General features: G+C 40.1%; 14 protein-coding genes. 11 read left to right on the forward strand and 3 right to left on the reverse strand.

Features of this window, described 5'->3' with window-relative positions:
• Positions 1 to 151: 151 nt before the first annotated feature.
• The 8 genes from SK066_RS11745 (at position 152) to SK066_RS11780 (ending at position 6,794) form a co-directional block, all read left to right on the forward strand.
• Positions 152 to 1,342, forward strand: coding sequence for a glycine C-acetyltransferase (locus SK066_RS11745; RefSeq protein WP_320541630.1), 1,191 nt, complete (start codon positions 152 to 154; stop codon positions 1,340 to 1,342).
• Positions 1,343 to 1,384: 42 nt separating this feature from the next.
• On the forward strand, positions 1,385 to 2,344 hold the full coding sequence (locus SK066_RS11750) for an L-threonine 3-dehydrogenase (RefSeq protein ID WP_320541631.1): 960 nt from the start codon (positions 1,385 to 1,387) through the stop codon (positions 2,342 to 2,344).
• 342 nt (positions 2,345 to 2,686) lie between these two features.
• Positions 2,687 to 3,247, forward strand: coding sequence for a hypothetical protein (locus SK066_RS11755; protein ID WP_320541632.1), 561 nt, complete (start codon positions 2,687 to 2,689; stop codon positions 3,245 to 3,247).
• Between the two features lie 92 nt (positions 3,248 to 3,339).
• The gene (locus tag SK066_RS11760; RefSeq protein WP_320541633.1) at positions 3,340 to 3,846 is read left to right on the forward strand and encodes an HIT family protein; all 507 of its coding nucleotides are present in this window, start codon (positions 3,340 to 3,342) and stop codon (positions 3,844 to 3,846) included.
• 61 nt (positions 3,847 to 3,907) lie between these two features.
• Positions 3,908 to 4,657, forward strand: coding sequence for a metallophosphoesterase family protein (locus tag SK066_RS11765; protein ID WP_188774676.1), 750 nt, complete (start codon positions 3,908 to 3,910; stop codon positions 4,655 to 4,657).
• A gap of 100 nt (positions 4,658 to 4,757) precedes the next feature.
• On the forward strand, positions 4,758 to 5,117 hold the full coding sequence (locus tag SK066_RS11770) for a hypothetical protein (protein WP_320541634.1): 360 nt from the start codon (positions 4,758 to 4,760) through the stop codon (positions 5,115 to 5,117).
• Between the two features lie 185 nt (positions 5,118 to 5,302).
• Positions 5,303 to 5,962, forward strand: coding sequence for a HEAT repeat domain-containing protein (locus SK066_RS11775; protein ID WP_320541635.1), 660 nt, complete (start codon positions 5,303 to 5,305; stop codon positions 5,960 to 5,962).
• Positions 5,963 to 6,023: 61 nt separating this feature from the next.
• Complete coding sequence (locus tag SK066_RS11780) at positions 6,024 to 6,794, forward strand: nucleotidyltransferase domain-containing protein (RefSeq protein WP_320541636.1); 771 nt, start codon at positions 6,024 to 6,026, stop codon at positions 6,792 to 6,794.
• Between the two features lie 743 nt (positions 6,795 to 7,537).
• Here the strand turns inward: SK066_RS11780 and SK066_RS11785 are convergent.
• Entirely contained in the window at positions 7,538 to 7,897 is a 360-nt protein-coding gene (locus SK066_RS11785; protein WP_320541637.1) for a winged helix-turn-helix transcriptional regulator, read from the reverse strand.
• 135 nt (positions 7,898 to 8,032) lie between these two features.
• Here SK066_RS11785 and SK066_RS11790 point away from each other — a divergent pair, with 135 nt between their 5' ends.
• The 3 genes from SK066_RS11790 (at position 8,033) to SK066_RS11800 (ending at position 10,874) form a co-directional block, all read left to right on the forward strand.
• Entirely contained in the window at positions 8,033 to 9,067 is a 1,035-nt protein-coding gene (locus SK066_RS11790) for a zinc-binding alcohol dehydrogenase family protein (protein WP_320541638.1), read from the forward strand.
• Between the two features lie 159 nt (positions 9,068 to 9,226).
• Positions 9,227 to 9,985 carry an SDR family NAD(P)-dependent oxidoreductase gene (locus SK066_RS11795; protein ID WP_320541639.1) on the forward strand — a complete coding sequence of 253 codons (759 nt, stop codon included), beginning with the start codon at positions 9,227 to 9,229 and terminating at the stop codon, positions 9,983 to 9,985.
• A gap of 289 nt (positions 9,986 to 10,274) precedes the next feature.
• The gene (locus tag SK066_RS11800) at positions 10,275 to 10,874 is read left to right on the forward strand and encodes a TetR/AcrR family transcriptional regulator (RefSeq protein ID WP_250343059.1); all 600 of its coding nucleotides are present in this window, start codon (positions 10,275 to 10,277) and stop codon (positions 10,872 to 10,874) included.
• A gap of 280 nt (positions 10,875 to 11,154) precedes the next feature.
• On the opposite strand, the gene SK066_RS11805 is transcribed toward SK066_RS11800, so the two are convergent.
• Positions 11,155 to 11,574, reverse strand: coding sequence for a GNAT family N-acetyltransferase (locus SK066_RS11805; RefSeq protein WP_320541640.1), 420 nt, complete (start codon positions 11,572 to 11,574; stop codon positions 11,155 to 11,157).
• 31 nt (positions 11,575 to 11,605) lie between these two features.
• Positions 11,606 to 12,859, reverse strand: coding sequence for an MFS transporter (locus SK066_RS11810; protein WP_320541641.1), 1,254 nt, complete (start codon positions 12,857 to 12,859; stop codon positions 11,606 to 11,608).
• Positions 12,860 to 12,979 lie beyond the last annotated feature (120 nt).

Genomic DNA, 12,979 nt, shown 5'->3' on the forward strand with positions numbered 1-12,979 from the left:
GCTAATTCTTTTATAGAATGTCCTCCTGATGTGTACAATCAATGAGAAAAATGATACATTAAAATTAAAGTAAGCCCTTTCAAATTAAGGTTTACAAGAGAAATACAATGTCTCTTACAAGAGGACAAATGGCTGTCGAGGAGGGAATGCAATGTCCAGTCAAGCATTGGATCAATTTTTACACTCGAGCATTGAAGAACTAAAGGATAAGGGTCTATACAATGTCATTGATACGTTGCAGGGTGCCAATGGCCCTGTTATTCAGATCGATGGAAAGTCTCTAATCAATCTGTCTTCTAATAACTATCTGGGTCTGGCAACCGATCAACGTCTGATTGATGCCTCTATTCAAGCGACGCAGACCTATGGTGCAGGCGCAGGAGCTGTCAGAACGATTAATGGTACGATGGATCTTCATATTGAGCTAGAAGATAAGCTGGCAAAGTTCAAAAAAACGGAAGCCGTCATTGTCTATCAATCAGGCTTTAATTGTAATATGGCTGCGATATCCGCCGTAATGGATGGACAGGATGCTATTTTATCCGATGAGCTGAACCATGCTTCGATTATTGATGGCTGCCGGCTATCCAAAGCTAAGGTCATTCGCTTCAAGCATTCGGATATGGAGGATTTGAGACAGCAGGCGAAGAATGCTCGTGAATCCGGTCAATACCGTAAAATCATGGTGATCACCGATGGTGTATTCTCTATGGATGGTGATATCGCCAAATTACCTGAAATCGCTAACATCGCAGAAGAGTTCGATCTGATCACTTATGTAGACGATGCTCACGGCTCAGGCGTGCTCGGCGCAGGGGCAGGAACAGTGAAGCATTTTGGATTATCCGACCGCATCGATTTTCAGATTGGTACGCTCTCCAAAGCGATCGGCGTTGTCGGTGGTTATGTAGCAGGTAAAAAGCAACTGATCGAATGGTTGAAGCTACGAAGCCGTCCATTCCTGTTCTCCACCTCATCGCCCCCAGGCGCAATTGCTGCTTGTAGCGCTGCGGTTGATATTTTAATGAATGATCATGAGCTAATCGAGAAGCTATGGAGCAATAGCCGGTACTTGAAAAGTGGCTTGAGCCAGCTTGGATACAATGTAGGTCAAAGCGAAACGCCAATTACGCCTTGTATCATTGGTGATGAACTAACCACCCAACAGTTTAGCAAACGTCTCTATGAAGAAGGCGTATATGCTAAAGCAATCGTATTCCCAACGGTTCCAAAGGGAACGGGACGCATACGCAACATGCCAACCGCCGCACATACCAGGGACATGCTTGATCAGGTCATCTCCGTGTATGAGAAGGTCGGCAAGGAAATGAAGCTGATTTAATTTCAATGCATTCGCGAGAGTCTATTTCGGGAGGAATGCCTTATGGACAAAATTTTGGTGACTGGAGCACTGGGTCAAATCGGTTCTGAATTAGTGATGAAGCTGCGTGAGGTGTATGGTGCAGATCATGTGGTAGCTACAGACCTCAGATCATCTGCTCACGAAATCACGCAATCCGGGCCATTCGAGCTATTAGACGTAACGAACGCCAAGGCGATGTTCGAGATTGCGAAGCGATACGAGGTAGATACGATCATCCATCTGGCAGCATTGCTGTCCGCTACCGCAGAAGAGAAGCCGCTATTAGCCTGGAACTTAAATATGGGTGGACTGATGAATGCACTGGAGGTAGCGAGAGAGCAAGGCTGCCAATTTTTCACACCAAGCTCGATCGGAGCATTTGGCCCATCAACGCCAAAGGATAATACGCCACAGGATACGATCCAGCGACCGAATACGATGTATGGGGTGAACAAGGTATCGGGCGAACTGCTGTGTGATTATTATTTTCACAAATATGGCTTGGATACGAGAGGCTTACGTTTCCCAGGCTTGATCTCTTATATGACACCTCCTGGAGGCGGAACGACCGATTACGCTGTCGAAATCTATTATGCAGCCGTAACAGCCGGACGGTACACGTCGTATATTGCCAGAGACACCAATATGGATATGATGTATATGCCAGATGCGTTGGACGCTATCATTACATTAATGGAAGCGGATTCATCACGATTGACCCATCGGAATTCATTCAATGTTACGGCAATGAGTGTCGATCCAGAGGCGATCGCTACGGCAATTCGAGCGGAGATTCCTGGCTTCATTCTTGATTATGACGTAGACCAGAAAAGACAGGCGATTGCAGATAGCTGGCCACATTCGATTGATGCGACGGCAGCGAGAACGGAATGGGGATTCCAGCCGCGGTATGACTTGCAGGGGATGACGAAGGATATGTTGTGTAAGATAAGTGAGAGACAGTTGCTTCGTAAGGCATAGATTATAGTGAATTTGATTAATTAGCGATTAGAAGTACCGTACGTTTGCCAGCTTCGTAAGTAAAAGATTTCGGTGTGATTACTTTTATTGATTTTACTCCTATGTGGTTGCTAGTTTTAGCTAATTATACTTTAGAAATGCTTTGAAGTGGGTAGGACGATTGGATACGTAACGATCAATGCAGGAATAATTAGAGTCTTAAGTGGGCATCCATATTAAGACTCTTTTTGTGTAGGAATACGTTTTCCAAAATTTCCAGATGATGATAATATAAGTAGGCAAGCAAGATAAAGATTATTATTGGTATGAATAATTAGATTACCATTTCGAGAAAGGACAAACATGTACAAATTAATAACTCTATTGATTGTAGTAGTTTTATTCGGCTGTTCGGATAATATGCAAAGAAGCTCCGAACAAAATGATGCAATAAACGATCATACTTTGAAGGAGGAAATTAATAAAATGTATTCATACAAAGCTATTATGGACGAAGATAAAGAACTAGGAACCTCAAAATTTCTGGATACCGGCATTATGGAGGGTGAAGAAAGTGCGAAGTTTAGAGGATCACTTCTTACTTTGTTTGGTGAGCCTTCATATAAGTCAGATAATGCTGAAGCTGCGTACTCTTATTTAATTGAAGTCAGCGATGAAACGAGTAAGTGGTATTTTACTGTTTATGAAGGTCCTTCAGGACCTGCAATTGGTTATGATTATGATGAAAAGGAAAATCAAACAAACGCAAGAGAAGCCGCCCAATCCTTGCTAGAGAAAATTACAGAAACTACACCTTCTGATTTTACTGAAGTCGTATATTACGAAGACTTTAGCACTAAAATTACATATGGATGTAAGGATGGAAAATGTTTTTACAAAGAGGAAAACGAAGGGACTTTTTAGAACTCGGAGATATTGTATAGAGGCTCGAACTCCAACTTTAGATGAAATTAAGAGAAAAACTCTTATCCAAATCCAAAACAATGAGGTGCAGAATGCCAAGACGAATTACATTGCCGGATGGAAGATCATTAGAGATTGATTGTGTAAGCTGTGCAGTGACAAGTGGCTTGATTTCTTCAACAGGTGGAGTAATTTTCGAATCAAGCAACTTTCATGTCCATCAGGATATTGCTTATCCCATCAAAGGGTTAGTTATATTAGCTTCAAAGCGACATTTTTACTGCATGGATGAATTAACAGATGAAGAGCAATTAGAATTTATTTCGCTAATTCATAAGATCCGAAGTGAGCAAAGAAAACGATTAGGAATTGATAAAGTCTATTATTTTTATAATGAAGATACAACACATCATTTTCATTTGTGGATGCTTCCTAGATATGAATGGATGTACGAATTTGGGAATTCAGTAGAATCATTAAGACCTGTTTTATTACATGCCAGGAATCATATGAATGATGAGGAGAATATGAAGAGTGTAGAAGAAGGAGTTAGTATATTACGGGAGGGCATGAGGGATTTTGTGAGTAATTCAAGGTGATTGCATCTAATATGATATTCACACTGTGGGTATAATAAAAATGAGTGAAGGAGAAGCCTAAATGAAGATTGCAATTCTAACTGATATTCATGGAAATTATCCGGCATTGAGTGCAGTGTTCTCAGATATTGATTCCCATGGGGACATCGAGCATACATATTGTCTGGGTGATATGATTGGCATTGGTCCTGACTCTAACGAAGTGCTTGAAGAAATAATGCACCGAAAGAATGTAACCGCGGTTTCAGGTAATCATGAAGAAGCGGTTTTAAAACTACTGCAAGGGAAGCATACTTTGCCGGGTCATGAAATGATCGCTGAACATCATAAGTGGGTAGGTAAGAGTCTAAAGAAAGAAAATATCGAATTTATACAAGATCTCCCTCAAACATTAGATATTGAAGTAGAAGGGCAAAAAATATTAATAACCCACTATCATATGAATCAAGAACAAAGAGAAGTAATAGATGAGCGCCCATCAGGATTGGCATTAGACGCAAAGTATAAAGATTCACCTTACAATCTCGTTTGTTTTGGTCATCATCATCCAATCCATTACTTTAAGACAGCTCAAAGAATTTATTTGAATCCTGGAGCTTTAGGTTGTAATGATCATGCGATTGCAAGATACGCGGTAGTAGAACTGCAAAAAGCAACAATCAATATACAACTTATAGGAGCTACATATGATAATAAATCATTTTTGGAGTCCTTTGAGCAGTTAAAGGTCCCAGATAGAGACTTTATGATAAAGGCATTTCATGGGAACCAACTTGAGAGAGATTTTAAAGATGGTAATAACATTTCATAACATAATATCTATTCATGCTGCAGGCATGCGCACTGGATCTGGCAGATTAGACCATGGCTATATACAATGAATAATATCCTGTAATGAGAGGGTGGATCTATTGCAATGGATAATCCTAATTGGTGATGAAACATTTAATATCGATTCAATACATAGAATTAAACACTTCGGAGAAAATACAGTTTCAAGCATAGAGAATAATAGATTTGTAGTTGATTATGGAGAAGAACATATCTTTTATGACTTTTCTGAAAGTATTATAAATGATTATGACTTTGAAGAACTACAGAGGATTCCTTTTCAAAATCCTCATTTCATTATGATGATCTATAAGTCCAAGGATCTCATGAAGAAAATATTGAGTCAGGATAATTTCATTAGGGGCATCTATGTTGATGATGATCATGGTCTAATAATGCCTATAGAAGAATACATTGAAACCTTTTCAAATGAAAGATAGTAATTTGTTTATTGGAGAAGGTAGTAGCATCACTTCAAAGGCATTTACTCACGCCGCAATCTTGACGCTCCATAGCGTACAATAGGCTTTCGAGCGAGCAGAAGTTAGCAGACCACCTTGCGAGTCGATGAATATAAAAGTATTAAATGAAATCCCAGAAAATCTGTTCTACGAGGTGTTTCGCAATGAAGGAGCTGCATAGAATTATTCACGATGCTTCTAAAGACATCTATACCAAACTAGATGTAGTAGTGAACGATTTTTGGGAATGGTCGAAATTCCAAAAACATGAATATGAGTGGGAAACAGAATACGATAATTGGGCCATAATTAATACTATTTTTGCTGAATTAGTAGAAACTACAGAACACTCACATTGGTCTCGAAAAACAATCAATAACTTGCTATATAGTATTGCACGAGATCATGAATGTACAATTCTAATCAATAAGTTATGTGAAAAGCCCATAAGTTTTCTTTTTTTAGCACAGGAAGGTTTATTTTATTCGGACGTTGATGTGAGATGGCAGTTAGCGCACTATCTTACAAAAATACACGCCCCCTACTCAGAAACTGAAGAATTGATTTATAAGTTTTCTGCTGATAGTGATGAGTATGTCCGAAGAAGAGCACTATTAGCTCTTGGATATATTAAATCCAAATATGCCGAAGAAAAAGCCCTAATGGCATGGAATACGAATTTGGAATATCAAAGAATTGCAGCTCTAGAAGTGTTGTACCAAATAAAGTCGAAGAAGCTTGAACACTATTTAAAGTTAGCACGAAATAGTAACATTAAGTATTTGAGATCTAATGCAGAAAGAATAATACAAGAGCTCGGATAGAAGAATAGCACAATAATTTTGTATCTCATATCATCTAAATCTCGCCTTAGGAGGAACCAGTATGATTCTAGAAAAAGTCATAAATAAAATTGAAATACAAAGCGAATATAAGGAGTTTGTTGATAAGTACATCGATCACATACTTACCGAATTCCAAGATAAGATTCACAGCATTTATATGTGCGGCTCGATTCCAAAAGGAACGGCTACACCGTTTAAGTCAGACGCAGACTTTACGATTATATGTGCAAATCCTAAAGACATTGATTACGGAAGATTGTCAGCTATCAAAGACAAGCTGTTGGCAGAATACGCATTCGTAACTAAGATTGATACAATCATTTGCTCGATGGACGAGGTATTAAGTAAACCGAATGAATTGGGCTTCTGGGTGAAGATTATTTGTGTTTGCGTATATGGTGACGACATTGGAGAAAAGATACCACCGATCATAATTTCTCCAGATTTCATTGTAGACTTGAACAGAGAGACGAAGGAGGAAATAGAGCGTATTGTGCAGCGTATATTGTCCAATGCTGATGATCGCAACCTGACAACCAGATATATTAAAGGCTATTCAAAAAGATTGCTTCGTGCATTGTACTCTTTGATTTTAGAAGATACAGGTGTATGGGAAGACGATATGTTGGAAATGAAAAATGCTCTATTGAAATATTGCGAGATTGATTCTGGCTTAGTTGAGTATCTGTATGCTTGTTACTTGAATAGCGATGTGCCTGTTGAAGAGTTTCTGGGCATTGCAGATGAAGTATATCGCTATTTTGAGAACGCTTTACATAAAATGGCTGCTTCTAGGACTTCTTTTGAATAGCATAAAATGAGTCATTATATCTTGAAATGATGAATACACTCAAATCATAAATAAATTGTAAAAATCGGTTTGCAAGATTGGAATGGGTCATGATTGAAGATCCAAGACATGGAGAATCTCAAGATTTAATCAACGCAAACTATCAGCTATAAACAAACGATATGATAACTGAATACAAAACAAAAACTCTGTAGCGTGATTATAATGCAGAGTTTTTGTTTTTATAAAAAAAATTGTTACACACCCAGAAATGATGTGAGTCCAAAACAATTAAATTATAAATTAATGTCCTTAGAAAAACATAGCTAAGTTGATAGTGAGAAAATATATGTGAGATACAATGTGTATTCTTAAAATCCCTTTACTTATTCACAAAACTCGTATTTTGTACATATGTATATATCACACTTTATACAACATAAACTTATTCAATACTCATATATCCTACATACTTTCCATCTATATCACACATCTATTTATAAATTCCTTTTGAATTCATCTCCTTTCCTTGCTTTCAAAATCATTCTCAATCATAAAAATAAACTCTGTATAGCGTGTCTCAATAATCGCTATACAGAGTTTATTTGTTTTATCTATTTATCTGACGATGCAGATTATATTCTCAATTATTCAATCTATCTATATATCCATGGAATCTAGAAAGTCATCGATTACCTTTTCGCTTTCGACTACAAGCGTCATCCAATCAACCCTGAATTGTTCATAGCTATCACTGTAAAAATCTATCTAGCAGCCATGCTTGATAATTTTTTATGTTTTTCTCCCCATGTTTTCATTTCTAAAATGATTGGCACTAATGTACTACCAAACTCAGACAGCGAGTATTCCACTTTAGGAGGAACTTGCGGATATACTTCACGATTTACAATACCATCTTCTTCAAGCTCTCGCAGTTGAAGTGTTAACATTCTCTGTGTAATTGTTGGACATATTCTGCGAAACTCATTAAACCGTATCGGTCCTTCAATCATATGATATAGAAGTACTCCCTTCCACTTACCGCCAATCACATCTAACGTATATTCGACGGGACAACCTTCTTCATTTGGGCATTCGCCATAGCCCGATCTGCGGTCTCGCATGTATATATCCTCCTCTTCAATAGTATAGAAATTGATACTAGATCACACTATTGTGCGTACTATTCACGATAGTTAATATACGTTATATTACAACCAGAAACCAATAAGTAATCCACATTCAAGGAGGACATTACGATGTCAAAACAACAAATGAAAGCCATCGGCTTACTGGAATATTTGCCTGTTGATCAACCTGAAAGCTTACTCGATGTTCTGATCGATAAACCTGAACCTACGGGCAAGGATTTACTAATCCGAGTTAAAGCCATTTCTGTTAATCCGGTTGATGTTAAAGTCCGCGCTCCCAAAAATAAGACTGAAAATACGCCGAAGATTCTCGGCTGGGATGTTGCAGGTATCGTGGAACAAGCTGGTCCAGAAGTTTCACTGTTCAAGCCAGGCGATGAAGTATACTATGCCGGCAGCATCGCCCGTCCGGGTGGAAATAGTGAATTTCATCTCGTTGATGAACGAATCGTCGGATTTAAGCCAGCAACATTAGAATTTGCCCATGCAGCGGCTTTACCATTAACTGCAATAACCGCATGGGAAGGCTTATTCGATCGGTTAGGCGTATCGCCTCATACCGAGCATAACGAAGGTAAGACTATTTTAATCATCGGAGCAGCAGGTGGCGTTGGTTCAATTGCGACACAATTGGCCAAACATGCTGGTTTAACTGTCATTGGTACAGCTTCACGTCCGGAATCTGCTGAGTGGGCTACTAATATGGGAGCCGATCACATAATCAATCATTATGAAGCGTTTCTCCCTCAGCTCGAAGCATTAGGCTTAGCTACTGTAGATTATATTTTCTGTCTAAATAGTACGGATACTCACTGGATGAATATGGCTGAAACCATTGCTCCACAGGGTAAAATTTGCTCTATTGTAGAGACGGATGAACCACTTGATCTAACCTTATTAAAAAATAAAAGTGTTACGTTTGTGTGGGAACTTATGTTTACCAGACCCTTATTTCAGACACCAGATTTGATTGAACAGCACAAGCTATTAAACGAAGTTTCTCGCATGATTGATAAAGGAAGCTTACGAACTACCGTGGCGCAGATCCTCTCTCCTATTAATGCAGCTAATTTGCGTAAAGCTCATGGATTATTGGAAGAAGGTCGCATGACAGGTAAAATCGTAGTAGAGAACTTCGAATAACCACTCTATCCAGAGTTAGACGAAAGCAGCCGATCATCATGATTGGCTGCTTTCTCTTGTACAATACCTATCTAAAAATTAATCATTGCAATTTTGAACCTATTGGTACATAATAATTTTGAACTTAACGGTTCAAAATAAATCAAAAGGAGCTTTACTATGACGACAACGATCCTAACGAATAAACCACTAGCAGGCAAAACAGCATTTGTTACCGGAGGAGCTCGCGGTATCGGCGCAGCCATTGTCAAGCGTCTAGCAGCCGACGGAGCATCCGTTGCCTTTACTTATGTCAGTGCACAAAGTAAGGCAGATGAGTTAGTTCAAGAAATTCAAAGCTCTGGAGGACAAGCTGTAGCCATTTGCGCGAATAGCGCCGACTTTGACGCATTAAAAGCTGCTATCCAGCAGACAATCCATTCATTCGATGGTATTGATATTCTCGTAAACAATGCAGGTATTTCCAGTATGAAGCCTTACGATCAATTCGCTCTTGAGGAATTCGATCAGCTGATCGATGTGAATCTAAAAGCCGTATTCGTTGCTATTCAAGCGACTGCTCCACAGATGAAATCTGGTGGTCGAATTATTAATATTGGCAGTATTTCTGCCGAATTCAATCCGTTTCCCGGCAATAGCTTATATGTTTTAACAAAGGCTGCTGTAGCTGGACTCACACGTGCCTTAGCGCGTGATCTCGCACCTCAAGGCGTTACAGTCAACAATATTCAACCTGGTATGATTGATACGGATATGAACCCAGAGAACGGTGCCTATGCTGCCGGCGCAGAAATGATTCCTTTAGGCAGATATGGAAAAGCTTTCGAAATTGCAAATATGGTAGCTTATATCTCTTCCGAAGAAGCTAGCTATATTACGGGAGCAAGTCTGAATGTGGACGGCGGCGCAAGCATCTAAATTCCAGACCGTTGTATAAACAGAACTATTAGCACGCATGCATCCTACTCGTTCATCAAAGCTTCTTTCTCCTTTACAAGTAGCTTGCTTAAGATGGAGCTTAGACGCTTTAATGAACGAGCAATTAGCAACAAGGTATCCAAGTAAAAAGATCCAAAGTGTCAGGAGAGAAGATTAGCAGCAGTTCTCCTCCCTAACAGCTTGGGTCTTTCCTACTCTTGCAAAATCATGACAGATTCCAAGCCATATAGTAAAATAAACAATCATCTATCGTAAAGGAGCAACCGTTATGGCAGCCGGACGTCCACGGGCTTTTGACATTGAACAAGCACTTCAGAGTGCTTTAGAGGTATTTAGAAAAAAGGGTTACGAAGGAGCATCGCTAACCGATCTGACTGAAGCAATGAAGATCAATCGCTCCAGCTTTTATGCGACCTTCGGTAGCAAGGAGAATTTGTTTCATCAGGCGCTAGATGTATATATGAATCAAGGACCAATTCAGGCTTCGCTGGCTGCTTTGCAAGAACCTACAGCCTATTTAGTGATCGAGAAGCTTCTTCATGCCAATGCAGATTCAGTAGTTGATCCGAATCATTCTCCTGGCTGTCTCACCGTCAAAGCAGCGCTTACGGGCAGTAAGGAAACCGATCCAATCCAGCAACTGTTAACGGACCTACGCGTTCAAATTGAACAAGCGCTCACCACTCGGCTTCAGCAAGCCAGAGTAGACGGAGATTTACCAGAGCATATTGATCCTGTTGCCTTATCCCGCTATGTTGCAACGCTTATAGCAGGTATGTCGATTCAAGCGGTGAATGGTGCGAGCCGTGCGGAGCTGGAAGATATGATTAACATCGTTCTCTCTACGTTGTCTCCTATTCATCATTAACGGCGCTTTCAATCGTAGTACGGCTATCGTGAATCATATATAAAAGATACGAAAAGTCGCCCCGCATAGCGAAGCGACTTTGAAGTAGCCTTTATTTACATTGTTCGATCCTATCTTTTGCAGGGTATAGCTTCATCCATCTAGTGCATTAGCTTCCCTGTTACTATCTGCTACTATTGGATAGGCGGTTACCTTATTAATGGGTTGGTTCCATCCCATCGGTTACTGCTCCTTTACAGGCAGTACACACTAATTTGGCTTGCTTACCGAGTACACCAGATTATTCATACACCATCACCCAGTATTTTGCTCCAGGCTCTCCTTCCTCAATAACCGCCTTCCAGCCACGCTTTTTATAAAAGCTCAATGCGTGTTTATTTTCTGAGACACATTTTAATGTGACTGGTGTGCCTAGTTCGTCCACAGCGCGTTTAAGTAGCTGATCGCCAGCACCTTTGCCGGCATGAGCAGGATCTACAAATAAATGATGAATGAATTGATTAGGAACATACAATGCAGTAAATCCGAGAATATCGCCATTCACCTCGGCAACAAAGATTTCTTCCTCCACTGTATCCCGGTCAAAATCATCAAGTGTCATTTCCTCTGTATTCGCCCAATGAAAACTGCCACGACGAGAATTTAAGTAAATTTGTCTTAATTGTGGATAGTCCTGCACATGCGCTTTTCTAATTAACATTCGATCTAGCCCCCTCTTTACCTTTTATAATCTATTCCTTGAACACTGTCAAAGATAGGACGCCTATCCCTATAGAGATCAGTGTCATGACGAATATGCCTTCATTAAAATGACCCAATTGATCATGCAGATAGCCGATTAACAATGGCCCAGTTGCTCCAATCAAAAAGCCTACGCACTGCGACATCGCTGTCCATGAGCTAGCTTCTTCAGACGAGGATGTCATTTCGACTGGAAGCAGATTAAGTAGAGAAAATAGCATTCCCGACCCTACCCCACAAATGAATACAGCAATCCATAACGATGTCGAAAAGAACATCAGCAATAACCCTGTAGCCTGCATTATAGAAGACACAATGAGCCATATTCGTCTTGAAGGTTGTCTTTTAAGAAGCTGCTGCACAACGGTACTGCTTGGGATTTGTATCCATGCGAACAATGTAACCATTAGCCCGGCGTGAAGCTTGGATGCACCTGCTTCGATTAGCATCAATGGTAACCAGCCTAAGATAGAATAAAACACAAGCGAGAGCATTCCGAATTGCATCGTGAGTATCCATGCTTTTCTGTTTCTCCAGGGTAGTGTTAATGCTTTCCCATATGAAGTACGCGAGGTCTGTTCCGAGCCGGAAGACTGCTGTCTTCGTATCGTCATCCATAGCGGCACAGCCAGAATAACTGGGATTCCCCAGAATGCTAATGACATTTGCCATGAATGCAGCCCTTCCTTTAAAGGTGCGGTAAAACTCGATCCAAGGGCTGCACCCAGAGCTAGTGCCATAGAATAGATTGCAATCATAGAGGGTGCGCTAGCCGCCATATGCTTTTTAATAAAGCCAGATAGCAAAGGCCCCATCATCGCAATGCCCACACCGGATAGCAATGTAGTGAGAAATAACAAGGAGATAGAATGGATAAACAGGCGTAAAACTAAGCTGCCTCCGATCAACATCAAGGAAAAGGCGATCACTCGCTCAATACCCAGCTTTTCACTTACTTTCACCGAAAATGGAGCCAGTATGCCCATTATTAATACGGGAATCGAGACGAGTAAGCTGGATACTGCTCCGCTTAAACTAAGGTCATGCTGAATATTGGCTAATACAGGGGCAATGGAAGAAACAACAGGCCTTAGATTAAGTGAGGCCATAAACAGTGCCACAACATATAGCCAGCGATGTGCTACCTTATTCTTATCTATAGGCAAGCTCTGTATCGAAGATGAACGATCAGGAGCTGCGTTCTTCGCGACTGCTTGAAGAGTTGGGTTCGTATCGTTTCTCATGCAATTGGCTTCTTTCTATCAGAATTGGATTTGGCATGATTTATAGTAGCATGATATATTGGTTTTTATTAGATCCACTTCATATGTATTTTTACCATACCACTTCAGAGTGAAAGGAGA

The organism is Paenibacillus hunanensis, from assembly GCF_034055775.1.
Lineage (GTDB): Bacteria > Bacillota > Bacilli > Paenibacillales > Paenibacillaceae > Saccharibacillus > Saccharibacillus hunanensis.

Bases quoted from the DNA above. Each gene is read 5' to 3' on its own strand.
- SK066_RS11745 (WP_320541630.1), top strand. From the start codon at position 152: ATGTCCAGTCAAGCATTGGATCAATTTTTACACTCGAGCATTGAAGAA.
- SK066_RS11750 (WP_320541631.1), top strand. From the start codon at position 1,385: ATGGACAAAATTTTGGTGACTGGAGCACTGGGTCAAATCGGTTCTGAA.
- SK066_RS11755 (WP_320541632.1), top strand. From the start codon at position 2,687: ATGTACAAATTAATAACTCTATTGATTGTAGTAGTTTTATTCGGCTGT.
- SK066_RS11760 (WP_320541633.1), top strand. From the start codon at position 3,340: ATGCCAAGACGAATTACATTGCCGGATGGAAGATCATTAGAGATTGAT.
- SK066_RS11765 (WP_188774676.1), top strand. From the start codon at position 3,908: ATGAAGATTGCAATTCTAACTGATATTCATGGAAATTATCCGGCATTG.
- SK066_RS11775 (WP_320541635.1), top strand. From the start codon at position 5,303: ATGAAGGAGCTGCATAGAATTATTCACGATGCTTCTAAAGACATCTAT.
- SK066_RS11780 (WP_320541636.1), top strand. From the start codon at position 6,024: ATGATTCTAGAAAAAGTCATAAATAAAATTGAAATACAAAGCGAATAT.
- SK066_RS11785 (WP_320541637.1), bottom strand. From the start codon at position 7,897: ATGCGAGACCGCAGATCGGGCTATGGCGAATGCCCAAATGAAGAAGGT.
- SK066_RS11790 (WP_320541638.1), top strand. From the start codon at position 8,033: ATGTCAAAACAACAAATGAAAGCCATCGGCTTACTGGAATATTTGCCT.
- SK066_RS11795 (WP_320541639.1), top strand. From the start codon at position 9,227: ATGACGACAACGATCCTAACGAATAAACCACTAGCAGGCAAAACAGCA.
- SK066_RS11800 (WP_250343059.1), top strand. From the start codon at position 10,275: ATGGCAGCCGGACGTCCACGGGCTTTTGACATTGAACAAGCACTTCAG.
- SK066_RS11805 (WP_320541640.1), bottom strand. From the start codon at position 11,574: ATGTTAATTAGAAAAGCGCATGTGCAGGACTATCCACAATTAAGACAA.
- SK066_RS11810 (WP_320541641.1), bottom strand. From the start codon at position 12,859: ATGAGAAACGATACGAACCCAACTCTTCAAGCAGTCGCGAAGAACGCA.